Annotated in this window: 24 protein-coding genes; 12 read left to right on the top strand and 12 right to left on the bottom strand. The window is 63.0% G+C overall.

Translation table 11 applies throughout. The features are described 5' to 3' along the window. Positions 1 to 117: 117 nt before the first annotated feature. Positions 118 to 537, bottom strand: a complete 420-nt coding sequence (locus tag QTJ18_RS08585) for a GNAT family N-acetyltransferase (protein ID WP_252751820.1) — start codon at positions 535 to 537, stop codon at positions 118 to 120. 57 nt (positions 538 to 594) lie between these two features. Next, positions 595 to 1,782, bottom strand: a complete 1,188-nt coding sequence (locus QTJ18_RS08580) for a winged helix-turn-helix domain-containing protein (RefSeq protein ID WP_252751821.1) — start codon at positions 1,780 to 1,782, stop codon at positions 595 to 597. A gap of 142 nt (positions 1,783 to 1,924) precedes the next feature. Here QTJ18_RS08580 and QTJ18_RS08575 point away from each other — a divergent pair, with 142 nt between their 5' ends. Genes QTJ18_RS08575 through QTJ18_RS08565 form a run of 3 tightly spaced genes read left to right on the top strand, consistent with a single transcriptional unit; the run spans position 1,925 to position 3,821 of the window. Continuing rightward, positions 1,925 to 2,605: an energy-coupling factor ABC transporter ATP-binding protein gene (locus tag QTJ18_RS08575; RefSeq protein ID WP_252751822.1), complete on the top strand. Its 681-nt coding sequence runs from the start codon at positions 1,925 to 1,927 to the stop codon at positions 2,603 to 2,605. Beyond that, positions 2,599 to 3,204 carry an energy-coupling factor transporter transmembrane component T family protein gene (locus QTJ18_RS08570; RefSeq protein WP_252751823.1) on the top strand — a complete coding sequence of 202 codons (606 nt, stop codon included), beginning with the start codon at positions 2,599 to 2,601 and terminating at the stop codon, positions 3,202 to 3,204. The genes QTJ18_RS08575 and QTJ18_RS08570 overlap by 7 nt, the downstream gene beginning before the upstream one ends. A 53-nt stretch (positions 3,205 to 3,257) precedes the next feature. Then, on the top strand, positions 3,258 to 3,821 hold the full coding sequence (locus QTJ18_RS08565; protein ID WP_252751824.1) for a biotin transporter BioY: 564 nt from the start codon (positions 3,258 to 3,260) through the stop codon (positions 3,819 to 3,821). Between the two features lie 58 nt (positions 3,822 to 3,879). On the opposite strand, the gene QTJ18_RS08560 is transcribed toward QTJ18_RS08565, so the two are convergent. Further along, complete coding sequence (locus tag QTJ18_RS08560; protein WP_252751825.1) at positions 3,880 to 4,284, bottom strand: acyl-CoA thioesterase; 405 nt, start codon at positions 4,282 to 4,284, stop codon at positions 3,880 to 3,882. Positions 4,285 to 4,624: 340 nt separating this feature from the next. On the opposite strand from QTJ18_RS08560, the gene QTJ18_RS08555 reads away from it, so the two are divergent. The 3 genes from QTJ18_RS08555 (at position 4,625) to QTJ18_RS08545 (ending at position 6,039) form a co-directional block, all read left to right on the top strand. Beyond that, complete coding sequence (locus QTJ18_RS08555; RefSeq protein WP_252751826.1) at positions 4,625 to 5,560, top strand: histone deacetylase family protein; 936 nt, start codon at positions 4,625 to 4,627, stop codon at positions 5,558 to 5,560. Between the two features lie 2 nt (positions 5,561 to 5,562). Further along, positions 5,563 to 5,817: an exodeoxyribonuclease VII small subunit gene (locus QTJ18_RS08550; RefSeq protein WP_252751827.1), complete on the top strand. Its 255-nt coding sequence runs from the start codon at positions 5,563 to 5,565 to the stop codon at positions 5,815 to 5,817. A gap of 96 nt (positions 5,818 to 5,913) precedes the next feature. After that, the gene (locus QTJ18_RS08545; protein WP_289851981.1) at positions 5,914 to 6,039 is read left to right on the top strand and encodes a hypothetical protein; all 126 of its coding nucleotides are present in this window, start codon (positions 5,914 to 5,916) and stop codon (positions 6,037 to 6,039) included. A gap of 95 nt (positions 6,040 to 6,134) precedes the next feature. On the opposite strand, the gene QTJ18_RS08540 is transcribed toward QTJ18_RS08545, so the two are convergent. The 3 genes from QTJ18_RS08540 to QTJ18_RS08530 all read right to left on the bottom strand — a co-directional run bounded on the left by QTJ18_RS08540 (position 6,135) and on the right by QTJ18_RS08530 (position 9,242). Then, entirely contained in the window at positions 6,135 to 6,392 is a 258-nt protein-coding gene (locus tag QTJ18_RS08540) for a hypothetical protein (RefSeq protein WP_252751828.1), read from the bottom strand. Positions 6,393 to 6,598: 206 nt separating this feature from the next. After that, on the bottom strand, positions 6,599 to 7,357 hold the full coding sequence (locus QTJ18_RS08535; RefSeq protein ID WP_252751829.1) for a crotonase/enoyl-CoA hydratase family protein: 759 nt from the start codon (positions 7,355 to 7,357) through the stop codon (positions 6,599 to 6,601). A gap of 106 nt (positions 7,358 to 7,463) precedes the next feature. Then, positions 7,464 to 9,242, bottom strand: coding sequence for an acyl-CoA dehydrogenase family protein (locus QTJ18_RS08530; protein ID WP_252751830.1), 1,779 nt, complete (start codon positions 9,240 to 9,242; stop codon positions 7,464 to 7,466). Positions 9,243 to 9,678: 436 nt separating this feature from the next. On the opposite strand from QTJ18_RS08530, the gene QTJ18_RS08525 reads away from it, so the two are divergent. Together QTJ18_RS08525 and QTJ18_RS08520 are read left to right on the top strand one after the other, a co-directional pair. Further along, positions 9,679 to 11,604: a PhoX family protein gene (locus tag QTJ18_RS08525; protein ID WP_252751831.1), complete on the top strand. Its 1,926-nt coding sequence runs from the start codon at positions 9,679 to 9,681 to the stop codon at positions 11,602 to 11,604. Between the two features lie 494 nt (positions 11,605 to 12,098). Continuing rightward, on the top strand, positions 12,099 to 13,094 hold the full coding sequence (locus QTJ18_RS08520; protein WP_252751832.1) for a transporter: 996 nt from the start codon (positions 12,099 to 12,101) through the stop codon (positions 13,092 to 13,094). Positions 13,095 to 13,226: 132 nt separating this feature from the next. On the opposite strand, the gene QTJ18_RS08515 is transcribed toward QTJ18_RS08520, so the two are convergent. The 4 genes from QTJ18_RS08515 to QTJ18_RS08500 form a co-directional block, all read right to left on the bottom strand. Next, positions 13,227 to 13,709 carry a BA14K family protein gene (locus tag QTJ18_RS08515; protein ID WP_354669055.1) on the bottom strand — a complete coding sequence of 161 codons (483 nt, stop codon included), beginning with the start codon at positions 13,707 to 13,709 and terminating at the stop codon, positions 13,227 to 13,229. A 331-nt stretch (positions 13,710 to 14,040) separates the two neighbouring features. Next, positions 14,041 to 14,556, bottom strand: coding sequence for a BA14K family protein (locus QTJ18_RS08510; RefSeq protein ID WP_252751833.1), 516 nt, complete (start codon positions 14,554 to 14,556; stop codon positions 14,041 to 14,043). 209 nt (positions 14,557 to 14,765) lie between these two features. Continuing rightward, entirely contained in the window at positions 14,766 to 15,845 is a 1,080-nt protein-coding gene (locus QTJ18_RS08505; RefSeq protein ID WP_289851982.1) for an FAD-binding oxidoreductase, read from the bottom strand. Further along, on the bottom strand, positions 15,846 to 17,090 hold the full coding sequence (locus QTJ18_RS08500; RefSeq protein ID WP_252751834.1) for an aromatic ring-hydroxylating oxygenase subunit alpha: 1,245 nt from the start codon (positions 17,088 to 17,090) through the stop codon (positions 15,846 to 15,848). Between the two features lie 259 nt (positions 17,091 to 17,349). Here QTJ18_RS08500 and QTJ18_RS08495 point away from each other — a divergent pair, with 259 nt between their 5' ends. From QTJ18_RS08495 to QTJ18_RS08485, 3 genes are all read left to right on the top strand, one after another. Next, entirely contained in the window at positions 17,350 to 17,961 is a 612-nt protein-coding gene (locus QTJ18_RS08495) for a DUF6656 family protein (protein WP_489667177.1), read from the top strand. 86 nt (positions 17,962 to 18,047) lie between these two features. Then, on the top strand, positions 18,048 to 19,070 hold the full coding sequence (locus QTJ18_RS08490) for an L-threonylcarbamoyladenylate synthase (RefSeq protein WP_252751835.1): 1,023 nt from the start codon (positions 18,048 to 18,050) through the stop codon (positions 19,068 to 19,070). Positions 19,071 to 19,369: 299 nt separating this feature from the next. Then, positions 19,370 to 20,800 carry an FAD-binding oxidoreductase gene (locus QTJ18_RS08485; RefSeq protein ID WP_252751836.1) on the top strand — a complete coding sequence of 477 codons (1,431 nt, stop codon included), beginning with the start codon at positions 19,370 to 19,372 and terminating at the stop codon, positions 20,798 to 20,800. Positions 20,801 to 20,930: 130 nt separating this feature from the next. Here the strand turns inward: QTJ18_RS08485 and QTJ18_RS08480 are convergent, their stop codons facing one another. Beyond that, positions 20,931 to 23,234, bottom strand: a complete 2,304-nt coding sequence (locus QTJ18_RS08480) for a DUF1217 domain-containing protein (RefSeq protein ID WP_252751837.1) — start codon at positions 23,232 to 23,234, stop codon at positions 20,931 to 20,933. A gap of 334 nt (positions 23,235 to 23,568) precedes the next feature. On the opposite strand from QTJ18_RS08480, the gene QTJ18_RS08475 reads away from it, so the two are divergent. After that, complete coding sequence (locus QTJ18_RS08475) at positions 23,569 to 24,135, top strand: DUF6101 family protein (RefSeq protein ID WP_252751838.1); 567 nt, start codon at positions 23,569 to 23,571, stop codon at positions 24,133 to 24,135. 130 nt (positions 24,136 to 24,265) lie between these two features. Here QTJ18_RS08475 and ubiA read toward each other — a convergent pair whose 3' ends face one another. After that, positions 24,266 to 25,225, bottom strand: a complete 960-nt coding sequence (gene ubiA, locus QTJ18_RS08470; RefSeq protein ID WP_252751839.1) for a 4-hydroxybenzoate octaprenyltransferase — start codon at positions 25,223 to 25,225, stop codon at positions 24,266 to 24,268. Between the last annotated feature and the right edge of the window lie 33 nt (positions 25,226 to 25,258).

The following is a 25,258-nucleotide window of genomic DNA, read 5'->3' as shown; positions in this document are numbered from 1 at the left end:
TCAGCCCGCCTGCCTTGAGAAGCGCAATTCGATCGGACTGGATCGGATCGGCGCTCTCACTTTCCGCGTTCCAAGGATCGTCTTTTTAGCCTCGCGTCACGCGCGTCGGATCACGCGCTATTTGGCGATGACCATCGACATGCCGACCGAGCGCGGCGCCGTTTCGCGGAAGCCGAACTGCGCATAGAGGCGGTTGGCGGGGACATCGGCGATCAGGCTGACATAGGCGGTGGCCGGCACCGTATCCTGAAGATGGGCGACGAGCGCCGCCATGATGGCCTTGCCGAGCCCCTTGCCCTGATGGTCCGGCAGGACGGCAATATCGGTGATCTGGAAGAAGCAGCCGCCATCGCCGATGATGCGGCCCATGCCGACAATATCTTCGCCGATCCTGATCCTGACGCCGAAAAACGTGCCCTTCAGCCCGCGTTCCGCCGCCTCGCGGGAAAAGGGGGTGAGGCCGGCGGCCTTGCGCAGGTGAAGATAATCCTCGATCGCCGGAAATTGCGCGTCCAGCTGGTATTCGCCTTGGGGCATGAGCATCCTTTCGGCCGATCGACGGCCCTTGTTGTCACAGCCGGTGCCGGAGCGTGATCAGCCGCGCCAATCCGGCAGGAATTCTATTCTCTCCACGCCTGTGAACCGGGCCAGGCGCTGCAGCTCCGCCTCCAGCCGGGCCTGCCGGGCCGCACTGTCGCGCACCCCCTTTTCCCACCAGAGACGCTTGACCACCAGCGCGCCCGCCCGCCGATCCGCCTTCATGTCGATACGGCCGACCATGCGCTCGCCTTCCAGGAGCGGAAAGACGTAATAGCCATATTGCCGCTTCGGCTCCGGCACGAAAACCTCGATGCGATAGGAGAAGCCGAAGAGGCGTTCCGCCCGGTCGCGGTCGCGCAGCAAGGGGTCGAAGGGGCTCAAGACCCGCAGCCGCGCGGGCGGCTCCGGCACATCGTGGAGGCTTGCGAGCTGATCGGCCAGCGCGAAGGAGGGACGCAGGCGACCATCCGCCGTCTGCAGCGTGACCTCTTCCAGGGCGTCGCGATTGCGGATCACCCACTCCTTCGCCTCCTTGGGGGAAATGAGGTCGAAGAAAGCGGCGATCTCGCCCGAGGTGGCAAAACCGAGCCGCGCCAGCGCTGCCCGGCAGGCCCAGTCGACAAAGGCGGCCTCGTCGACTTCGGCGGCAAAATGGTCCGCCGGAATCACGCGCTCCGACAGATCGTAGACCTTCTGGAAGTTTTCCCGCCGGGTGATGGAAAGCTTGCCCGTGTGCCAGAGAAATTCCAGCGCCGTCTTGGACGGGTGCCAGTTCCACCAGCCGCCGGATTTGTGATCCTCCTCCTTCACCTCGCGCGCCAGGACCGGACCGGTATCGCAGATGCGGCGATAGGTCTGCGCGATCGCCGCTTCGTAATCACGTCCCTGCCAGAGCGCCCAGCGGGCACGGATCCGCTCTTCGCGGCGAATGAAACGGTGTTTCCAGTAGGGAAAGAAGGCGGAAGGGATGACCGCCGCATCATGCGTCCAATGTTCGAACAGGCTTCGATCCGTCTCCAGAAGCGCGGCAAGATCCTCGCGGCGATAGGTCTGGTTCCTGGAAAACAGGATCTGGTGATGGGCCCGTTCGACCGTCTGGATACTGTCCACCTGGACGAAGCCCAGCGTCTCGATGAGCTCCAGCAATCCCTGCCGGCCCAGCAGCCGATTGGGTGCCCGGGAAAGGCCCTGGCGGTCGAGAAAAATGTGCCGGGCCAGCCGGTTGTCGATCGGATTCGTCATATCCTGAAGCTAGCCAATGTTCCTATTTTGTTCAATCGCCTTCTGTGCCGTTTGGTGGCGTGGCGCAGAGTTTCCCTTCTGCCCGGCAGCGGGTATAGAGGCGCAGGTGAACCTTGCTTCATGAAAGAGCGGATGACAGGCCTTGCATATCGTCTTCGATAGAGCGGAACTGAGATATGGCGAACGGGTTGCGCTCCATCCCCTGTCGCTCGACCTTTGCGAAAGCCGGATCGGCGTGATCGGGCTGAACGGTTCGGGCAAGACGAGCTTCGCGCGCCTGGTCAACGGGCTTGCCAAGCCGAGCAGCGGCCGTGTGACGCTGGACGGGCTGGACACGGTGGACGATGCGCAGGCGGTCATGGCGGCGACGGGCTTCATCTTCCAGAATCCCGGGCACCAGATCATCCTGCCGATCATTCGCGACGATATCGCGCTTGGCCCGAAAAGCCGCGGATTGTCGAAGGAGGCGGTGACGGCCGCCGTGGATGCGGTGCTGGCCCGTTTCGACATCGCCGCGCTGGCGGACCGGCGGCCGCACGAATTGTCGGGCGGGCAGTTGCAGCTGGCGGCCCTTGCCGCCGTGGTGGTGACGCAGCCGAAGCTCATCCTGTTCGACGAGCCGACCAACCAGCTGGACCTGAAGAACCGGGCTCTGGTGAAAGCCACCCTGGAGGGGCTGGAGGAGCAGGCGATCGTCATCAGCCATGATCTCGACCTGGTGCAGGGTTTTGCGCGCGTGCTTGTGTTTCACGAGGGAGCGCTTGCCTTTGACGGCCATGGCGCGGCAGCCGTTCAACGCTACGCCGAGATCGCCGCATGCTGAACAGCCTGCATGTCCAGGGTCAAAGCCGCCTGCACCGCATGCCCGCTGCCGCAAAGCTTGTTGGCCTGGCCATCGCAAGCTTTCTCCTCGTCTTCGTCGATAATCCCCTTGTTCTGGCGGCGGCGCTGAGCCTGGCCGTTCTCGTCTACGCGCAGACCGGCCTTGGCCTGCGCGAGGGCGTTTGCCGGCTGCGGCCGGTGCTGGCGACCATCATCCTGTTCGGCGCGATCAACCTCGTGCTCGTCTCGCCGCAGGTGGCGCTATCCACGAGCCTGCGCCTGCTGTGCATCCTGGTCCTGGCGGGCGCGGTAACGGCCACGACCTCGATCGCCGCTTTCATGGAGGTCCTGACGCGCCTCCTGCTGCCGCTCGAGCGGCTGGGCCTGCTGCGGGCTGCCGATGCCGGGCTGGCGGTGGGCATGGTGCTGCGCTTCGTGCCGGATATCCTGGCTCGCTACGCCGTGCTGAAGGAGGCGCATCAGGCCCGCGGCGTGCCGGTCAAGATCCACCGCATGCTCGGGCCGCTCATCATCTCCACGCTCCGCGATGCCGATACGATCGCGACGGCGATTGACGCCCGCGGAATTCGCCGCCAATAGGATTGCTAGATTTTTCCCGATGCCGGTCCGGCCCCTGTTGTTTGGAGATTTTCATGACGACCCGCGATCTCGTGCTTGCCGCCCTTTTCACCGCCATCATTGTCGTGCTCGGCCTCATTCCGCCCGTTCCCCTTCCCTGGCTGCCGGTGCCGATCACCGCGCAGTCCATGGGTGTCATGCTGGCCGGCTGCATTATCGGCGCGAAGCGCGGCGCTCTGGCCTATGCCCTCCTGGTGGTGCTGGTGGCGATCGGCCTGCCGGTCCTGTCCGGCGGACGGGGCGGGCTTGGCCTGCTGATGGGCCCGACGGCCGGCTATATTTTCGGCTGGATCGTCGGCGCTGCCGTGACCGGACTTCTGGCGGAACGGCTGGTGGCCGAGCGCCAATCGGCGGTGCGGCAAATGGCGGGCTTTTTCCTGGCCAGCGCAATCGGCGGCATCCTGACCGTCTATGCGCTGGGCATTCCGGTCGTCTGGCTGGTGGCCGGCACGCCGCTCGACACGGTGGCCATGGGGTCGCTCGCCTTCCTTCCCGCAGATCTGCTGAAGGCGGCGATCGCGACGCTCGCCGCAAGGGCGGTGATCATCGGCTATCCGCTCCTGCCGCACAGGGTTTGAGGCATCCGGGCGTGAGGCATCCGGACGCGGCGTAGCCGAAGGCCGCTTCCCCCGCCGGTCACTCCAGATTGCGATACAGCCAGTCGCGGAGGTCCTCCTGCAGCGGCACCGGTTCGCCGCTTTCGGCGTGACAGGCGGTCCAGACGATCTCCGCCTCGGCGGCCAGCTGGCGATCCGTGCCCGCGACCCGATACATGGAAATCGTGAAGCCGGCCGTCTTGCCGCCGATCTTTGAGACGCGCACCTCGGCCTCGACCCGATCGCCTTTCTGCAGCGGCTTGTGCAGATGACAGCCGACCTTGGTCACGCAGAAGACCGGATCGCCCGCCTCATGAGCCCGCCCTGCCCAGAAGGCGGCGAGCGCCTCCTGCGCATAGGCGATATAGGCAAAGCTGTGCATCGTGCCGCCAGGGCCGATATCGCGCATCGGCACGGTGAAGCCATAGGCGGTCTCCTTCGTCACATTCGCCTCGCTGTCGTTTTGCCTGCCGTCATAGTGCTTGCCCCCATGCTGCCATCCGCTCCTCTTGGTGCTCCTCACCCTCCATTAAAGACGAGACCGGCCGCGGGAACAAGCCGCCCCTTCCGCGATAGAGCGTGCAAAACAAACACTATGGGCAAGGCCTGCAAAAACAAACCGGCAGGCGGAGCGCGCGAAACAAGCAATGCGGGCGGGCCGTGAAACACAAAGAGAGTGCGCAGGGCGCGCAAATGGCCGGGATTGCTTGCGATCGCGCTGCAATCTCTTGAAATATGCCGGGTCTTGCGCCATGTCGGCATGACCTCACAGGAGCCTCATCGCCATGACCACCCGCCTTTACGAACATGAGATCTTCCTGGAGCACAATACGCCGGAGGGTCATCCGGAACGGGCGGACCGGCTGCGCTCGCTGTCCCTGGCGCTGACCCATCCGAATTTCTCGCCGCTCGACCGCAAACCGGCGCCGCAGGCCAATGAAGATGCCGTGCTGCTGGCGCATCCGGAGAGCCATCTCCTGTCGGTCATGCGCGAGATCCCGGAAGAAGAGGACCGCATCCGCCAGATCGAAGCCGACACCCATGTCAGCGCCAAGAGCCTGCAGGCCGCGCTGACCGGCATTGGCGGCGCCATGGCAGCCGTTGACGATGTGATGACGGGACAAATCGACAATGCCTTCGTGGCCTCGCGCCCGCCGGGCCATCATGCGGAAAAGTCAAAGGCCATGGGCTTTTGCCTGTTCAACAATGTGGCGATTGCCGCCCGCCATGCGCAGAAGGTGCATGGCGTGGAACGGGTGGCGATCGTCGACTGGGACGTGCACCACGGCAATGGCACGCAGGATATCTTCTGGGACGATCCTTCCGTCCTCTTCTGCTCCACTCACCAGATGCCGCTTTACCCCTGGACCGGCGAGAAGGGGGAGACCGGCGCCCATCGCAACATCGTCAACGCGCCTCTGGAAAGCAATTCCGCCAGCGAGCACTTCCGCGACGCCTTTTCCTCCCGCGTGCTGCCGGCGTTGCACGAATTCCGGCCCGACTTCATTCTGATCTCGGCGGGCTTCGATGCGCATCATCGCGATCCGCTGGCGCAGATCAATCTGGTCGGCGACGACTTCGACTGGGCGACCGGCCGGATCATGGAAATCGCCGGGAAATACGCCGGCAACCGGGTCGTCAGCCTGCTGGAAGGCGGCTATGATCTGGAGGGTCTGGCCGAATCGGCCGGCCTGCATATCCTCAGACTGATGAAAGGCTAACAATGGCAGAGAGCGCGACAGCCCCGGATGTCAGCGGCTACAGCTTCGAGAAGGCGGTGGCGGAACTGGAAACGATCGTGGCGCGGCTGGAACGCGGCGATGTGGCGCTGGATGAATCAATCTCCATCTACGAGCGTGGCGAAGCCTTGAAGAAGCATTGCGAGACCCTGCTTTCGGCCGCCGAAAACCGGATCGAGAAAATCCGCCTGGACCGCAGCGGCAAGCCGCAGGCGGTCGAGCCGCTGGATGGCGAATAAGAGCAGATCTCAATGACAGGAACCGGGGGGGTCCGGCATGGCCCGCAGCCAGCCACCCCGTGAGGAACCAATGCCGTGCCCGGACGTTGAGCGGGCATGGCAAAAGACACCGGACAAAAAGCCCGCAGCGGCATGATCACCTTCGTTCTGACCATCTTCGTCATCGCGCTCGTGCTGGCGGCGATCTACATGTTCGGCTTCACGCCCGGCGAGACGAACTGATCGCGGGATAGGGAAGAGGCGGCGGCCGCCCCCGTCCGTCAGACCCCCCGTCCGCCCGGATCACGCGCGCCATTCCGTCAGGACCACGCCCCCCGTCAATATCCCAGGCGCAGCGTGCCCGATCCTACCACGCCATTGCAGCGGCACGAGCCGCCGACGCGACCCGCCTGCGCCCGGCAGACATTGGGCTGGTTCTGCTGCGCGCTATCGGGCGCCGGAACCACGCAGACATAGCGCTGTCGGGGTCTTTCGCCATTATTGGTGTCGACGCGGGTATTGGGCCCGGATGTCTGTGCGGCGGCGGCGGCAGCCGTCAGCAGCAGCAGTGCCAGGCCGGTCATCAATCTTGTCATGCCGAATCTCCCTCTGGCGCCGCGGCAAAGGCGAAAGGCACGGCGCCTCACGCTCCGGTGCTTTCTTTCATTCGTGTCCGGTCCGCGCAGGATCGACGGCACGAAACTGCGCGGCTCTCAGACCATCGGCCCGAACATCTTAACAAAGCCTGAAAGTGTCCCAGCCCCGGCTTCGGCAAGGGCCGCCATCCGCGCCGTCAGCCGGCCTATTTGCGCTTCAGGAAGGCCTCGAAGGCGGACCGCGCTTCCGCGCTGCGCATCTGGGCCGAAAAATGCACCATTTCGGCATCGATGCGCGACAGGATCTCTTCGCTATCGCCGCGGATCAGGTTGCGGGCGATCTTCATGGCGCCGGCCGGCTTTGCAGCAAGGGCGGCAGCAAGTTTCAGCGTTTCGGCCTCCACCTCTTCCGGCGCGACGACCTTCCAGATCAACCCCGCCTCGCGCGCCGCCTCGGCGGAAAATCCCTCCCCTGCCGCCAGAAGGGCAAAGGCGCGCTGATGGCCCATCACCCGTGGCACGATCAGGCTGGAGGCCGCCTCCGGCACCAGAGCCAGATCGACGAAAGGCGTTCTGAAGAGGCTCCGCGTCGAGGCGATCGTCATGTCGCAATGCAGATGGATCGTCGTGCCGATTCCGATCGCAAGGCCATCCACGCCGGAAACGAGCGGCTTGCCATAACTGGCGAGCACTTTCAGGAAATCGACGGCGGCCGGCGGCTCCGCGCTGCCCGACATGGCATAGGAGAGGAAATCCGCCATGTCGTTTCCGGCGGAGAAACAGCCTTCTGTGCCAAGAAAGGCAACGGCGCGGATGGCCGCATCCTGCCCCGCCTCGTGCAGCCCGGCCACCATTCTCCGGTACATGTCGGCAGTGATGGCATTCTTCTTGTCGGGGCGGTTGAACCGGATGACAGCCACGCCCGCATGGGCCTCAGGGCGTTCGATCAGGATATGGTCGGTCATGAATTTGTCCTTGTTCACGCTGGTCCCGTCGCGGGGCAGAAGCCAAGAAGTCCCCCTCTGGCCTGCCGGCCACCTCCCCCGCAAGGGGGAGGTCTGAGGAGGATTTTCAAGCAAACAAAGCCCGCGCCGCCGCCAGGCTTTCCGCACCATTGACGACGCGATCTTTCAGCGCCGCCGTTTCGGCAAGCATGTTCTCCGCAGCGAAACGGCACAGAACCAGGCGCTCCGCCTGGCCATGCTCCGCATCGGCAAGCGCGCCCTTGGCGAGATAGGCGCCGGTGAGCGCCAGGCCGAACAGGCGCTGATAGGGCGTCGCACCGGCAAGCGCGGCCTCGGCCTGACCTTCGCCGAGACGGGCGAGAAGCCAATCCGTCGCCTCTTCCAGATCGGCAAGGCTTGCCGCAAGGCGATCCGCCGTCTGGCCGAAGCCGTCCTGATTGGAGGCCCGCACCTCACCGGCGATCGCCTTCAGTTCGGCAATGAAGCCGCGCACCTGGTCGCCGCCGGAGAGCGGCAGCTTGCGCGTCACCAGATCGGCCGCCTGGATGCCGTTGGTGCCTTCGTAGATCGGCGCGATCCGGGAATCACGCCAGAGACGCGCGGCACCGGTTTCCTCGACATAGCCCATGCCGCCATGCACCTGGATGCCGAGCGAGGCGACGTCGACGCCCGCATCGGTGGCGAAGCTCTTGGCAATCGGCGTCAGGAGCGCGGCCCGCTCGGAAAAATGGCGCGCCTCATCGCCGTCTGCAGCATGGGCCATATCGGTGGCGTGGGCGCAGGCATAGCAGATGGCGCGCGCGCCTTGCGTCAGCGCCTTCATCGTCACCAGCATGCGGGCGACATCCGGATGCTCGATGATCGGCGACATGCCCGATCCCGACCAGCCGGGCGCCTTGCCCTGGGTGCGTTCCTTCGCATACTGGATTGCCTTCTGGGTGGCAGCCTCGCAAATGGCGACGCCCTGCATGCCGACGGCAAGCCTTGCATTGTTCATCATGGTGAACATGCAGGCCAGACCCTTGTTCTCCTCGCCCACCAGATAGCCGACAGCCCCCGGCTCATCGCCGAAATGGCCGTCGCCATAGATCATGGTGCAGGTCGGCGAGCCATGAATGCCGATCTTGTGCTCGATGGAATGGCAGTGCAGGTCGTTGCGGGGCCCGAGCGAGCCATCGTCATTCACCAGGAATTTCGGCACGAGGAACAGGGAAATGCCACGTGTGCCGGCCGGCGCATCCGGCAGGCGGGCCAGCACCAGATGCACGATATTGTCGGTGATGTCGTGCTCGCCCCAGGTGATGTAGATCTTCTGGCCGAAGAGGCGATAGGTGCCGTCGTCGCGGCGTTCCGCGCGCGTCTTCATCACGCCGAGATCGGAGCCGGCATGCGGTTCCGTCAGGTTCATCGTCCCGGTCCATTCACCGGATACCATTTTGGGCAGATAGCGGTTCTTCAAGGCCTCCGAACCATGCGCCGTGACGGCGTCGACGGCGCCCATGGTCAGCGTCGGGCCCAGCGCAAAGGCCATGGAACCGGCATTCCACATTTCCAGCGCCGCGACATTGAGCATATGCGGCAGGCCCTGGCCGCCGAAATCGGGCGCGGCCGTCAGCGAATTCCAGCCGCCTTCGGCCCAATGGCGATAGAGCTTGTCCCAGCCCTCCGGCACGATGACCTTGCCATCCACCAGCCTGGCGCCCTGGCGGTCGCCGATCTCGGCCAGCGGCGCGACTTCTTCCGTGGCGAAGCGGCCCGCTTCGGACAGAATGGCATCCACCAGATCCTCGCTGAGATCGCCCAGCCGGCCATCGGCAATGGCGGGCGACAATCCCGCCACGTGCTTCAGCGTGAATGCAATCTCTTCCACCGGCGCTCTGTACATGGCATGCTCCTCCGCAATCGCTTGTACCGATATCAAGTCCCTTGATCCGCCTCGGCAAAGGTCCCGACCTTGGTCCGGGACGCGCACCGCTATCGGCCGCAAGACCTCCTCTGATCGCCGGCTCCCACAGCGGCTTTCCCGCCCAGCGCCGGCCGATCCTCGCTCTACCGGCTAATTGATTTTTACGTAAACGTCAAACGTTTTGCCGCATGGCCTGCCCGTCTTGCCGCTCTTGCGCAGCCTCGTCCGCCCGCTTCGGCAGCCCTTCTCCACCCTGTCCCGAAGCCCGCTTTCGGCGGCTCTCTTCCGTGGTTCTCCTTGGTGGTTCTCTTCGGCAGTCTCCTTGCCTGCGGATATATCCGGCTCCGTCATCAGCCTGTCATGGCTTCCGCAGTAACCGCATTTGGAACGCTTCTAACCAAGTCGGGAGACGATCATGAGTGACATCGACAAGAGCAGACTGTCCTGGGACGAGTGGGACGAATTGCAGAACCCGCCGCCGGCCGAGACCGATTTCGACCGCGTTGTCGAATCGGCCCTGTCCCGCCGTGGCTTTCTCGGCGGCGTGCTCGCCTTCGGCTCGGCGGCCGCCGCCATGGGCACGCTCGGCAATGTGATGAGTTCGACTGCGGCTCATGCCCAGGGACAGGCGCAGACCGCCGCGACCTCGCGCTTCCCGTTCAAGCCGGTGCCGATCGCAACCGACCACACGATCCATGTTCCGGAAGGCTATTCGTGGAAGCCGCTCGCCAAATGGGGCCAGCCGCTGTTCAAGGACGTGCCGGATGTCGATCCGGTCAAGGGCGTGAGCCTTGAACACTCCGACAAGGTGTTCGGCGAAAACACCGACGGCATGGAGCTTTTCGTGGTCGGCGACCATCAGCTGATCGCCGTCAACCACGAATATGTGAACCCGGAGATCAACCTTCCCCATCGCGAAAAGGGCAATCCGGCCAATCTCGATGAAGTGCGCATCCTGCAGAACATGCAGGGCGTGACGGTGATGGAAGTGGCCGAAGGCGACAATGGCTGGGAGATCGTCGTCGACAGCCCGTTCAACCGCCGCATTCATCACAATACGCCGATGAAGATCTCCGGCCCGGCCGCCGGTTCCGATCTCATCAAGACCGCTGCAGATCCGAACGGCACCGACTGTCTGGGCACCTTCAACAATTGCGGCGCCGGCCGCACGCCCTGGGGCACCTATCTGACCTGCGAGGAGAACTTCAACGGCTATTTCGGCACCACCAATGCCGAGTTCAAGATGCCGGCGGATTACAAGCGTTATGGCATTGCCGCCGAAACCCGCTATGCCTACGAGAAGTTCGACGAGCGCTTCGACGTGGCCAAGAACCCGAACGAACCGCGCCGCGCCGGCTATATCGTCGAAATCGATCCGTCGAATCCCACTTCGGTGCCGGTCAAACGCACCGCCCTCGGCCGCATCAAGCATGAGAATGCCGCCGTGGTGGTTGCCCGCGACGGGCGCGTGGTGGTCTATATGGGCGACGACGAGCGGGGCGAGTTCCTCTACAAATATGTCTCGAACGGCATTTATGTACCGGGCGGCGATACGTCGACCCTGCTGGACGAGGGCACGCTCTTCGTTGCGAAGTTTGCCGATGACGGCACCGGCGAATGGCTGGCGCTGACGCCCGAGACGACCGGCATGAAGATGGACGAGATCAGCGTCTTCACCCGCCAGGCCGCCTCCAAGGTGGGCGCCACGACGATGGACCGGCCGGAATGGGTGGCGATCAACCCGGTCGCCATCGAAGCCTATTGCGCGCTGACCAACAACAGCAACCGTGCCGTCACGAAGGACGGCAAGATGCGGACCAATGCCGGCGGCGATGTCATGGCCATCAATGCCGCAAACCCGCGCGAGAAGAACGAATATGGCCAGATCGTCCGCTGGTACCCGGAGGGCGACGACCACGCCGATGGCAGGTTCAAATGGGACCTGTTCTGCATGGCCGGCAATCCGGCCGTGCACAAGGATGCCTATGCCGGCTCCTCGAACATCAACGAAGGCAATATGTTCAACTCGCCGGACGGCATGATGTTCGACTCGACCGGCCTGCTGTGGATCCAGACCGACGGCGAGGACACCAATGAAGGCAATTTTGCCGGCCAGGGCAATAACCAGATGCTGGCGGGCGACCCGGCGACGGGCCGCATCGAGCGCTTCCTGACCGCGCCGAAGGGCTCGGAGGTCACCGGCCAGACCTGGTCTGCCGATAAGCGCACGCATTTCGTCGGCATCCAGCATCCCGACGCGCCCTTCCCGGATGGCGAGGGCAAGCTGCCGCGGTCGACGGTCATCGCCGTCAAGCGCAACGACAATGCTATGATCGGCTGAGGCAAGCCTCAGCTTTGGGCCATGATCGGCTGAGGCGAGCCCCAGCTTTGGGCCATGATCGGCTGAGGCGAGCCCCAGCTTTGGGCCATGATCGGCTGAGGCAAGCCCCAGCGTATTTTAAAAGACAGGGCGCGCCGGAACACCGGCGCGCCTCAGTGTGTTGACAAACCTGTTTGCGCCCGCAACGTCATCCTCGGCCCTGTGCCGAGAATCTGAAAACATCTCACAAAAGCAATCTGTTGTAGATGCTCGGGACAAGCCCGAGCATGACGGAGCAAAGAACGACCGCTTTGTCAGCTGGCTCGAGCATTTCCACCAAAAACGGGATCACCTGAAGTGCTCTATCTCTTTGTTGTTATGCAGTCCGGACGCAAAACCGCTAACGCACTTTCGCTGGACCTGCTCTAGGCGATTCGATCTCATCCTGATGGGTTTCGGCCCCGGCAAATGCCAGGATCAGCCCACGAGATGCCGCAGCCGCGAAGGAGACCTGAATGCTGTCCATCGTCCAGCCTATTCCCGGCCTCGTCTGGGCTTATCGTTTCAGCGAAAGTGAGGGGTGCCTGCGCCTGCCGCCGGATGCGACGCGCAGCGATCTCAGCGGCGCCGGCCCCGGCTTCCGCTGGCTGCATCTCAATCTTGCGGATCAGAGGGTGACGGCCTTTCTCGAGGAATTCGCCCAATTGCCGGCCGCTGTGGTCACGGCATTGACCACTCATGAGACGCATGCGGCGATCACGCTGGAAGACGGCATGATCTATGGGACGCTGGTGGACTTCCAGCGCGATTTCGATGCGGAGACACGCGATATCGGCTGGCTGCATTTCGCGGTCTGCGAGGGGCAGATCATCACCACCCGCCTGCAGCCGCTGCGTTCGATCGACAGGGTGCGCGCGGCCGTGGAGAAGAACCCGGCGCGCTACCGCCAGCCCATCGATATATTCGAGCTGATCGTCGCCGAATTCCAGCGCATGCTGATTTCGCTGGTCATCGAGCTGACGGAGGAATTGAACCAGATCGAAGATGTCGTCTATGGCCCCACCACCCGGGACGAGCGGCGCCGGCTCGCGCCTGTCCGCCGCACGGTGGTGCGCCTGCATCGCCACCTGCGCACGGTGCTGACGCTGATGCGGCGCGCCGGTGCGGCCGACGAGGATGAAATGCCGCCGGGTTTCGACGATGTCGCCGGGCGGCTGACCAGCCGGCTGGAAGCGGTCGATCACGATGTCTATGCGCTGCAGGATCGCGCCCGCCTGCTGCATGAGGAAATCGATTCGAAGCTCTCCTCGGAAACCAACCGCCATCTCTACATCCTGTCCCTGATGACGGCCTTCCTGCTGCCGCCCTCGCTGGTGACCGGCTTTTTCGGCATGAATACTTCGGGACTGCCCTTTGCCCAGGGCGAACAGGGCACCGCGCTCGCCTTCATCCTGATGGCGCTTTCGGTCGCCGCCGCCTATTGGCTGCTGAGGAGGGCCGGCATCCTGTGAGCCCGCACTCTTTGCCTAAAGGAGCCGCAGGGTAAAACCCAGGATCCGGCCGGTCCTTCGCGATGCAGGAAGGCCGCCCGGTGATACCGGACGGCCGTTTTCTGTTCCATCATGCCTTGCGACGGTCAGGCCTCAATAATAGGGCGAGAGGCACTGCTGGCGCGGCCCGCTATAGGGCTGGAAGGTATTGGAATAGGAATCATAGGACCGGTAACGCGCCGAGCACCAGTCGTAATGGCTCGGATTGATGCCGCCCCGGCTGGGGGCCGGCGCGTAGCGCGGCTGCGAGGAGCCGGCAATCACCGCACCGGCAATCAGAGCGCCTGCAGCCAGCGGCAGCAGAACGTCTCCGCGCGAGTGGTGGCGGTGGTGGCGACGATCCCAGCGGCGATCCCAACGCCGATCCGAGCGGCGGTCCCAACCACGGTCATAATAATCGCGGCGATACTGGACATTCACCAGAGGCGCGCCGGCAGAGGGTGCGGTCGCGGTCTCGGTCAGCGGTGCCTTGGGCGCGGCTGCAACCGGCATTGCCTGGGACGGCACGACGGATACGGCCATGATGCAGGCCGTCAACCCCGCGACAGTCAGTGTCTTGAACATGTCTTTCATCATCGATCTCCATTCCTGGCTGGCAGGCTGCATGCGCAAGTTTGGTTCATCTCGCTGCAGTTGCCGTGGATATTAGGAAGCCTCACCTGAACCGCCGATTAACAGGACGTTCATCATGAGGACCGTCCGGCGAGGCGCAGGAAAGGCAGGATAAAAGCGGCAGTGTCATGCCAGGCTCCGGGTGCTCCCCGCATCCAGGCCTCGGCATCCAAGCCTCGCCATCCGGGCCTCGATAAGCCGCCTCACCAGCATTTTCAAGGACCGGACAGCCAATGGCTGCCCGGCCCTGTTGATCGCGTCCCGGTGCAATGTGCACCTTCCTGTTGCAAATGCCTCAGTAAGGCGAGTTGCAGAAGCGGCGCTCGCCGCGGCTGTTGGCGACAAAGGTATTGTCGGAGGCGCGGTAGGTCTTGTAGCGCTGCTGGCACCAGGCAACGTGGCTGGACGTATAGCGGCCGGGGCTGATGCGCTGCGGCTGCGTGGCGCCGGAAATGATCGCGCCGGTGGCGAAGGCTGCGAGCGGGAACCAGAAACCATTGTGGAAACGGTAGCCGGAGCGGCGGTCACGATAGCCGCGATGGCCGTTGTAATAGCCATCGGCGCGGCGATCCCAGCGACGATCGATCCGACGATCCCAGCGGCGATCCCAGCGACGGTCGGGCCGGCCCCGTTCCCAGCCGCGCGGCATGTTGTCGCCACGCTCCTGGGTGAACTGCACGTTCACGACCGGCGGCGGGGCAGTCACGGGTGCGGAACCGGGAAGCGGCATCGCATAGCCGGTTGAAAAACCGGTGACCGTAACGGCAAGGGCCGTGGCGAGCACGGCCAGTTTCTGTGTGATCTTGCCCATGGGCGTTTCCTCTTGATGTCAAATCGTTAAGAAAACGCGCAAGAGGCACCGGAGGTTCCGCAGCCGTAATTTTAGGGAACAATCGGGCGGTTTCGCTGTGGCGGAGCCGAATTCAGGAGAAAAGCCAGCGGCTTTTGCGGCAAATTTGCATCTCCCGCCTCCTATCCGACCTTTGGCCGTGTTCCGCGCACTGGCTCCGGATCCTGCCGTCAGGCCTCCACCTCGACATCGGTCCTGGGGCGGGAGCAGCAGGCGAGCACATAGCCTTCCTCGATCTCTTCATCGAGAATGCCGCCATTGTGGTTCATCTCCACCTCGCCCTTCACCAGCAGGACGCGGCAGGTGCCGCACAGGCCGGATTCGCAGGCCGCACCGATCCTGACGCCGGCGGCGCGGGCGCTCTGCAAGATGGTGAAACCCGCATCGCAGCGGGCCTCCTTGCCGGAGAGCGCAAAACGAATGGCGTGAGCGGAGGCATCCGCGCTTCCATCCGAGGCCGGAACGGCGGGCGCGGCCGGCTGGAACGTCTCTTCGTGATAGCGCGCCATGTCGAAACCGGCGCCGGAAAGCGATTGCCGCACGGTCGCCATGAAAGGTTCGGGACCGCAGCAGAAGACGGTGCGGTCCAGGAAATCGGGTGCCAGGAGCGCGATCTTGGCCTTGTCGATGTAACCGCGCAGCCCGCTCCACAATTGCGAGCGGCCCACCTGCTCGACGATGAAGCCGACCTGGAAATGCGGCAGGTAACGCGCCAGATATTCGAGCTCCCAGCGAAAGATGATATCGTCCGGCGAGCGGGCGCAATGCAGGAAGGCGATCTGGCTGTCGGGCTGCCGGTCCGCCATGTCGCGCGACATCGACATCATCGGCGTGATACCGGATCCGGCCGAGATGAACAGGTATTTCTCGCCGGGATGTTTGACATAGGAGAAATCGCCGAGCGGACCGATGGCGCGGATCGTCATGCCCGGTTTCAGATTGTTCAGCATCCAGCGGGTGCCGATGGAATCCGCCTGCGCCTTGACCGTGACCGCCAGCGTATAGGGCCGCGACGGGGTGGAGGAGAGCGTATAGGTCCGCAAAAGCGGTTCCGGCCCGATGGGAAGCTCCAGCGTGATGAACTGGCCCGGCAAATAGCGGAACCAGTGCCCGGGCTGGTCGGGCTTGAAGGTGAAGGTCATGACGTCCGGACCTTCCGGCGTCCAGGCGACGCATTCCAGACGATGCAGCCTGTCCGACCAGGGCCGCATTTCATCGACATGCTTGTAGGCGCGATCCGTCACCATCATCTACGCGACGACCGCAAGCTTGGCCTGATCACCCTGCAGGCGGTTGATCATGAAATTGCGATACCATTCGACGAATTGCATCACCCCGCCCTCGTGCTCCGGGGAATAAGGGCCCGGCTCATAGGCCGGCGAGCGGATGCCGAAGGCGTTTTCCTCGACGATCGAGCGATCCTGATCATTCGTCATGTTCCACACATGGGTCAGTTCCTCAAGATCGTAATCGACCCCTTCCACCGCATCCTTGTGCACCAGCCAGGTGGTGGTGACGGCGGTCTCCTCCGCCGAGATCGGCAGGACGCGGAAGGAGATCGCGTGATCGCCGAGCATGTGGTTCCAGGTGGTGGGATAGTGGAAGAGCAGCATTGTGCCGATATGGGTGATCGGCACGTCGTCGGAGAGCGGCCGGCGCACCGCGCGCTGTCCCGACATCGTATAGCTTTCGGCATCCTCGATGAGCGGCATGCGTGCGACGCGGAACTGGCCGCTTGCATCCATGGCGAAGGTGCTGGGCAGGCCGGCTGCCTCGCAGCGCCGCCAGTGGTCCGAGATGAAGGGGTCCTCCCCGGCGCCCTGCACGCCGGTGGCCGTGGGCGCCTCCGGATAGGTGCGACACAGTTCCGGATGATTGCTGGCGCAATGATAGCATTCGCGGTTGTTTTCCCAGACGAGCTTCCAATTGCCCTTTTCGATGATGGTGTTCTTGTGGGCGACCTTGGCCTCCCACAGCCGGTGCGGCGCCATATAGGGTTCGATCGCCTGGCGCACGCGGGCGAAATCCGGCGCCTCCTGTGCGAGGCAGATGAAGACATAGCCGGCCACGGTTTCGCAATGCACCGGCTTCATGCCGAATTGCGCCTTGTCGAAATCCTCGCCCATCTGGCGGGCGAAGACCAGCGACCCGTCAAGATCATAGGTCCACTGGTGGTAGGGACAGACGAGCTTGGCCGACGCCCCCCTCTCCTTCGTGCAGACCCGGTGGCCGCGGTGACGACAGGTATTGTGGAAGGCGCGGATCAGTTTGTCGCGGCCGCGCACGATCACGACCGGATAATCGCCGATCTGCAGCGTGATGTAATTGCCGGGCTTGGCCAGTTCGCAATCATGGCCGACAAAGAGCCAGTCGCGATACCAGATCATCTCCATGTCGATGCGGAAATAATCGGGATCGATGTAGAAGGGCTGCTCCAGGCTGAAGCCTTCCCGCTGGTTCTTGAGCTGCCGCAGAACGGTATTGCGCATATCCATGATCGATTTCCTGTCGAGACGATGACGGCTGAGCCGATCGGGCCGCACAGCAGGCCCGCCTGGCTCCCGGTCCGCCCCATGTCCTTGTGACGCTGGCCGGAAAGGGGCTTTCGCGTCCGATCCAGTATAGACGAGCCGGATGACCCGACCGCAGGGCAATGCGACATGCAATTCCGCATTGACGACAAAATGCGGCGCAAGCCTCTGTTAAGCAAGCCTCTCTAGACTGGCCTTAGCTGCACAAACATGGACGGGCAGAGTGAACACAAAAGCCAAGCTCCGCTATTTCGAGGCGCAGGTGCCGAAACCGCCGGTGGCCAACGTGAAGACGGCCGCGCATTCGGAATTCCTGCGCACCGGCCGCATTTCCCGCCACAAGAACGACTGGCTGCCGGACGAAAAGCGTTACCTTACCTATGCCGAAGTGGCCGCTCGCACCGAAAAGAAGCTTACCAGCGCCGGCGAGAAGACGCATGAGCGGATCAACGGCTTCCACAAGTCGATCCGCTTTCCCAAGGTCCTGTTCAGCCGTTCCCTGGAGGAGCGACCGCATCTCGGCTATTGCCACGTGACGTCGGCCCGCACCGTGTTCGGCAAGACCCTGCCCATCGACTGGTCCTTCTATATCTGCAATTTCGTCTCCGAGATCGGCGTGGAGGAGGATTTCTTCCAGCACATCCGCACCGATTACGGCCGCATGTATTTCGCCGTGGCGATCGAGGCCGAGGAAGAGGGTGGCACCCGCATCAACCGCAAGGTCCGCGGCAATGGCCTTCTGTTTCGCACCAGCGATCCCAACGAAGCGCTGCGCAATGTGCTGATGCTGGGCGCCCGCGACGATACGTTGCGCGACATCATCAAGACGCTCTGACGCCGAAGGCTCGCCTGCCCCATCGAGGGTTGATGGCGCCGAAAGAAATTGCGCGATCGCCCTTTTTGGGTCTATGCACGTCCCTCATGAGCGCACGCATCATCGACATTTCCCGTGAGCCGGATCTGGCGCTGTCCGAAGCGCTGACCGTGCTTTTCGCCGGCCAGCCGATCGCCCTCCCGACGGAAACCGTCTACGGCCTCGCCGCCGATGCCACCAATCCGGCCGCCATCACGCGCATTTACGAGACCAAGGGCCGGCCGCGCTTCAATCCGCTAATCTGTCACATGGCGGATCTGGCAATGGCCGAACGCTATGGCACTTTCGACCCGGTCTCGCGTCGCCTGGCAGAGGCCTTCTGGCCCGGACCGCTGACCCTCGTTGTGCCGTTGAAGCGCAATTCCGGCATCCATTCTCTTGCGACAGCCGGGCTCGACAGTGTCGGCATCCGCGTGCCGCGCGGCTTTGCCGGCGAGCTGATCCGCCGCTTCGACCGGCCGCTGGCCGCCCCGAGCGCCAATACGTCCGGCCGGATCAGCCCCACCAGCGCCCGGCATGTGGCCGAGGATCTGGGTGACAGGATCGCGCTGATCCTCGATGGCGGCGCGGCGATGGTGGGCGTCGAATCGACCATCGTGAAGGTCGAGGATGGCCGGCTCCGCCTGCTGCGTCCGGGCGGCGTTGCCGCCGAAGAGATCGAAAGCCTGACCGGGCTATATCTCGAGCGGCCTGTTACGGCGGCGTCCGGCGAGACATCCGGGGAAGACGGCAGCGAGGCGGATATCGAGGCACGCATCGAAGCCCCGGGCATGCTGTCCTCGCATTATGCGCCGAAGGCCGGCGTGCGGCTGAATGTCGAAAACGCTCGGCCGGGTGAGGCGCTGATCCTGTTCGGCAGCCGGGACGTTCCGGGAGCGGACAAGGCCGCCGCCGTCTACAATCTCAGCCCGAGCGGCGACCTTGGCGAGGCAGCCGCCCGGCTCTTCGACCTGTTGCATGCCGCCGATGCCTGCGGCGTCGATACGATTGCGGTTGCTCCCGTTCCCACCGAGGGGCTGGGCGAGGCCATCAACGACCGGCTGGAGCGTGCGGGCGCGCCGAGGCCCTGATAGCTGACGAGGCGTTATACCAATTGTCGATGATAGGAACCGATTGCGCCGGAGCGATTTTGGTTTGCGGCGAGGAGAAAACCATAGTCGGACCCACCGGTCCGCGCGGATTTTCGATGCCGTCCGAAGGCCAAAAGCGCCCGGTTCTCTGGATGGGCCGGATTTCCTTCACCGGCTTTGTGGCAATCCTCGACCGATGCGGGGGCATCGCTCTGCGGTATGCGCCCACGTCGGATGAAGGCCTCCGGTCCCACGCAATCGGTTTCTATCATCGACATTTGGTATGAAAAGGCAGGATCATGGATCAGCAGAGCCCCTCCCCCGAACTTCTCTCCCGCTTTGCCGCGCTGGTGGGCCCGGATCATGCGGTGACCGAACCCGCCGAGATCGCACCCCGCCTGGTGGAAAATCGCGGCCTCTACCATGGCCGCTCCGCCATGCTGCTGAAACCGGGCTCGACCGAGGAGGTCTCGGCCATCCTGTCGCTGGCCAGCGAGACGCAAACGCCGATCGTTCCCCAAACCGGCAATACGGGTCTTGTGGGCGGCCAGACACCGAGCGAGGACGGTCGCGCGCTGATCCTGTCGCTGGAGCGCATGAACCGCATCCGCGACATCGACCCACTGGCCAATGTGATGGTGGTGGATGGCGGCTGCATCCTTGCCGATGTCCAGAAGGCCGCCGAAAGCGTCAACCGGCTGTTTCCCCTCTCGCTCGGCTCGGAGGGAAGCTGCCGCATCGGCGGCAATCTCTCCACCAATGCCGGCGGCACGGCGGTGCTGGCCTACGGCAATACCCGCCAGCTCTGCCTGGGGCTGGAAGTGGTGCTGCCGACCGGCGAGATCTGGAATGGCCTTCGCCGCCTGAAGAAGGACAATACCGGCTATGATCTGCGTGACCTGTTCATCGGCGCGGAGGGCACGCTCGGGATCATTACCGGGGCCGTCCTGAAACTCTTCCCGCGTCCTGCCGGGCATCAGGTGGCCATGGTGGGCCTTGCCTCGCCTGAGGCTGCCCTGCATCTTTTCGAGAAAGCGTCCAATCTCTGCGGCACGGCGCTCACCGGCTATGAACTGATGCCGCGCATCGGCATCGAATTCACCAGCCGCCACATCGCCAATGTCCGAGATCCGCTGCCTGAGCCGCATGCCTGGTACGTGCTGATCGACATTTCCACCAATGACGCCGCCGAGACGGCCGATTCGATGATGCAGAGCCTGCTGGAACAGGGGCTGGAAAGCGGTCTTGTGGAAAATGCGGTGGTCGCCAGCTCTGTTGCCCAGCAGACCGCACTCTGGCACCTGCGCGAGAGCATGTCGGATGCCCAGAAGCCGGAAGGCGGCTCGATCAAGCACGATGTCTCGGTGCCGATCTCGAAGATCCCGAGCTTCATGGCAGAGGCGGAACGGCGCGTGCTGTCCGCCATGCCCGGCGCCCGCATCTGCGCCTTCGGCCATCTGGGCGATGGCAATATTCATTACAACATTTCCCAACCGGTGGGGGCGGACCGCCAGGCCTTCCTGGCGCGCTGGCGGGAGATGAACGCCATCGTGCATGCCCTGGTGCTGGAAGCCGGTGGCTCCATCTCGGCCGAGCATGGGATCGGGCAGCTGAAGCGCGACGAACTGGCCGCAATCCGCGAGCCGATAGAGATCGAGCTGATGCGCCGCATCAAGCGCTCCTTCGATCCGCAGGGCATCATGAATCCCGGCAAGGTCGTCTCCGTCTGAGACAGGCGCCTGAGACAGAAGTCTGGGAAACAGGCATCTGGGAAACAAGGCGGGAGGGAAACTGGTTTGCCAAAGGCGGGGCTCGGCGCTCCCTGCCCGCCTGTCCGTGTCTCTCCCTGTCGCTCCCGTCTTATTTCCGCGAAAGGTTGTAGAGAAGATCGGCGCTGATGCCGGCATTGCCGTTGGAATTGGTCAGAAGCGACAGGGCCGTGGCGCTGGAGCTCGAGCTGTTCTTCAGGTCGTACATGGCGGTGAAGCGCTTGACCATCTTGTCGACCTTCTCGGGATCCTTCAGATCTTCCAGGTTCATGTATTTCTTGACCAGCGCGGCCTGCTTGTCGACATTGAGATTGCTGAAGCTGTCGGGAAGCTGAAAATTGACCCGGAAGAACTCCTGCAGCGCCGTATCGCCGAGAATGTCGTAGGCGCTGGTGATGCGGCCTGCCATGCGCTTGAAATAGAGCGCCAGGCGCACCCCGGCATTTTCCGCGCCCTGCTCTTCTTCGAGTGTCTGGCGGGTGAACTTGTTCTCGGTCTCGATGATCTTGCCGCGCGATTGCGTGCCGCCACTCATCTCCTTCGACAGATGGCCGCTCTTGTCGAAGTTGAACGTGCCGAGGATTTCCGCCCAGACGGTATTGGTCTGCTTGTTGACGAAGCTGTTGGGATCCTTCAGATCCGAGGCGAACACCTGCTTCAGGAAATCCTTCTTGACCGTCTTCGGATCGATCCCGTAGCTCGTCAGCACGATGTTGACGAGTTTCGGATCATTGATGAACTCATCCGCAGTCTGGATCTTCTGCATCTTGTCGGTGTAGTAGGCGACCTCGTCCTTCGCCTGCTTCTTCACCTGCTCGAGCTTGTCCGCCGCCACGAAGCGCGTCATCATGACCGTATAGGAGGAGGCGATCGAGGTGATGGTGGCGCGCGACTGCGCGATCATCGGATCGGTCGGCAGGCCGTCCTTGCCGAAGTTGAAGGCCTTGACCAGCGTCACGTAGCGCTCGTCCTTCAGCGAATTCACAAAGCTGTTCGGATCGTTGATATCGCTCTTCAGCGCCTGGGCGACGGTCGTTTTCGACACTTCGCTGGGGTCCAGGCCAACGGCCTTCAGGGCGAATTCGTAGATATCCTTCTTATTGATGAAGTCATTGACGGTCTTGATGCCGGCAATCGCGGTCTTGTACAGGTTGGCGGCCTTGGTATCGGCGGCTTCCTGCTCGTCGTCATAGCGGCTGGAATAGAAATTGGTGGTGGTGGTGGTTTGCTCGGCCGTCTGTGCCTTGCCGGCTTCCACCGTGCCGTCGGTTTTGAAACTGAAGGCCTTGGCCAGTTCCAGATATTGCGGATGGGCGACCTTGAAGCGGTTCACATAGCTGTTCGGGTCGTTGAGATCGCTGGTCAGGATCTGCTCGACCGTCGAGCGCACCACGGTAATATCGGTGAGATTGAAGGCGCGGCGGACATAATCATAGAGCCGGCTGTCCGAGGTGATGTCGGTGACATTGGTGATCGATGCCAGCTTTTCCTTGAAATAACCCGTCTCGTTCTCGGCCGTCGCCGCCGACAGGCGCTTCTGCTTTGCCAGATACAGGCTGTCGATCATGACATTCTGCGCATCGGTCTGCGCACCGCCTGGCGGTGTCGTGCCATCGGCATTGAAGTTGAAGGCATTGGCCATGTCGAAATATTTCTGAACGGCCGTCAGCTTGGAATCATAGCCGTTGATTTCGAGGGTGATGGCGTCTTTCTGGGCCTGGCTGGTGGCAGCCGCCAGACGCGCATTGGCATCGGCGAGCTTCGCGGTCAGATCGTCGCGCTGCGGCTTCAGCTGCTTGTTGATATAGCTGTCGGGATCGCTCGTGTCGCTGGAAAGGGCGCCGTGCAAGAGGTCGCGGGAGTAATAGCGCTCGTCAATACCGTAGGAGGTCAGCAGGAAGCTGCGCAGGCGGTCATTGTTCAGCAATTCGTCGGCGGATTTCACCTCCTTCATCATCGTCTTGAAGTAGGTCATCTCGGTGGTGGCGGCATTGCCCTGCTTGACCATGGTCTGGTCATAGAGATCGACGAGCGCGTTCGACTGGGTGGCGGTCTGTGCCGCCTTGGCACCGGAGGTGAAGTTGAAGGCGCCGGCGAAATCGCGATAGCGCTTGTCGGAGAGGCGGTTGGCAAAACTGTTATCGTCCGAGAGATCGCTTTCCAGCACCTTCTTCATGAAGGCCTTGGCATAGGTCATGTCTTCCAGACCGAAGGCCTTCATCGCATAGGAATAGAGCCGGTAATCGCCGAGGAATTCATCGACGGTTTTGACCTTGCCGATATTCTCCTTGTAGTACTGACTGTCTCGCGCAACCAGGCTCTCCTTCGACACACGCTTGAGGCTGGCGCTGAGATCGCGATTGACAAGGTCGAAGCTGAGGTATGTCGATACCATGGCAAGGCCTTTCGGGGTCGGAGGCGCGCGAACACTAAGCGCGCATGATACATCAAGGAAAATTAAAGAATTACTCCCCGCTTTGGCACATCAGCCTTGTCCGGGACTGGCGTCGCAGGCGCTTTGTGCTGTGGCAGGACAACCGGCCGGATCTTCACCAAACGGAAACCCTGGCCGGTTCGCTTTCGCTAACCATTTGAGGACGCTAGAATTTCTTAACCGCGATTTTTAAGCGCTTCTGGAAATGCGGCGCCTATGTTGAAGCCATCAGAGGACAAAAGTCCCGATGAAGACCGGTAAACGGCTCTCAGGTAAAACAAGGGTAGCTTTCGAGATGACAAATACGGTTCTGAAACCCGCATGGGCAGAAGCAACGCTTAGGATCGATCCGGCGCGTTTCCCTCAGCAGATCACGTACGGGCTGCATGATGCGGCTGGCAATGTCTCCATTACCATCGACGAGCGCGGCGCCGTGCTGCGCAAGGTCCTGCCCGGCAGCGGTCTGCCGCTTTCGGTCGCCCTGCCGGCCCGCGCCTTCAAGGGTGTGGCCGCCCGCGCCATCGATCACGGCAATGGCGAGGTCACGGTGACTTTGGAACTGCACCACGAGGACCCGGATCTTTGCATTCCGCTTCTTGTGGCGCATGACCTTTGCGATATCGCCGCCGACTGGCGCAGCTGGTCGCAGGCCTTCCATATCCCGATGCTGATGGTCGAGGCCGACGGCATTGCCCGTCCGCTGGAAAACCATCTCGGCGAGCTGCGGACACAGGCTGCCCGCCCCCGCCGCCGGCACTCCTATTTCGCCGCCCGCCGGCCCCGCTTCCTGGTGCGCCGCTCCACCGGCAGCCTCGGCGTGGCGATGAAGATCGAGGGCAAGGAAATCATTGCCCGCCACTGAGGCCGGATCGACGCCTTTTTCGACGTCCTTTTCGGCGTCTTCTCTTATCCTCGCTATTCCGCCTGACAGCGGCAGACGAAACAAGCCCGGCCCGCCGGGCTTGTTTGCGTTGAAGGCTCTTGCCGGCCGGTCAGTTCTGGCTCGCAAGCGACACGACCAGCGCCAGGAAGATCACGCCCCCGATGCGGCCGTTGAACTTGAACAGCCGCAGGCACAGATCGGGATCGTCGATATCGATCAGCAGGACCTGCCAGGCAAACATCATCCCGACGATGATCAGGCCGAGAAAGCCGAGAATGCCGACATGCGCCGTGGCGAAAGCCAGGATGAGGAAGAGCATTGCGAGGGCATAGAGGAGGCTCAGGCAAAGCTTGGTATGCTCGCCGAACAGGCGGGCCGTCGAACGGACCCCCACCAGCGCATCATCCTCCTTGTCCTGATGCGCATAGATCGTGTCATAGCCGATCGTCCAGAGAATGGCGGCGAGATAGAGCCAGATCGCCGGCCAGTCCAGCCGGCCGAACAGGGCCGCCCAGCCCATCAGGGCGCCCCAGGAAAAGGCAAGGCCGAGGAAGAATTGCGGCCAGTCGGTAAAGCGCTTGGCGAAGGGATAGATCGCCACCACCAGCAGCGAGGCGAGGCCGAGCCCGATGGTGAAGGCGTTGAACTGCAGGAGCACGAAAAGCCCCACCAGCGCCTGCAGGACCAGGAAGAGCTTGGCCCCTCTTCGGCTGACGCGGCCCGATGGCAGGGGCCGCGACCGTGTGCGCGCCACCGCCATATCGATGCGCTGATCGACCAGATCATTATAGGTGCAGCCGGCACCGCGCATGGCCACCGCGCCCAGGAAGAACAGGAAGAGATGGAAAAGCTTGAGCTCCAGCGAGAAGCCGCCATCGGCGCCGATATCGGCATTGGCGGCCAGCGCCGAGGACCAGAAACACGGCCACATCAAGAGTTCCCAGCCGATGGGCCGGTCCCAGCGGGCCAGCTGCGCGAAGGGCCAGAGCGGGCGCGGAAGAACCCGGTAGACCCAATTGTCGGAAGGGGCGTCGGAAACGCGGTCGCTGAAGTCGGGTGTCGTGCTCATGAGGTCAGTCTTCTACTGCAAAATATCGGCAAT

The sequence above is a fragment of the Rhizobium sp. SSA_523 genome (assembly GCF_030435705.1).
Classification (GTDB): domain Bacteria; phylum Pseudomonadota; class Alphaproteobacteria; order Rhizobiales; family Rhizobiaceae; genus Neorhizobium.
This window is presented reverse-complemented; position numbering and strand designations above follow the sequence as displayed.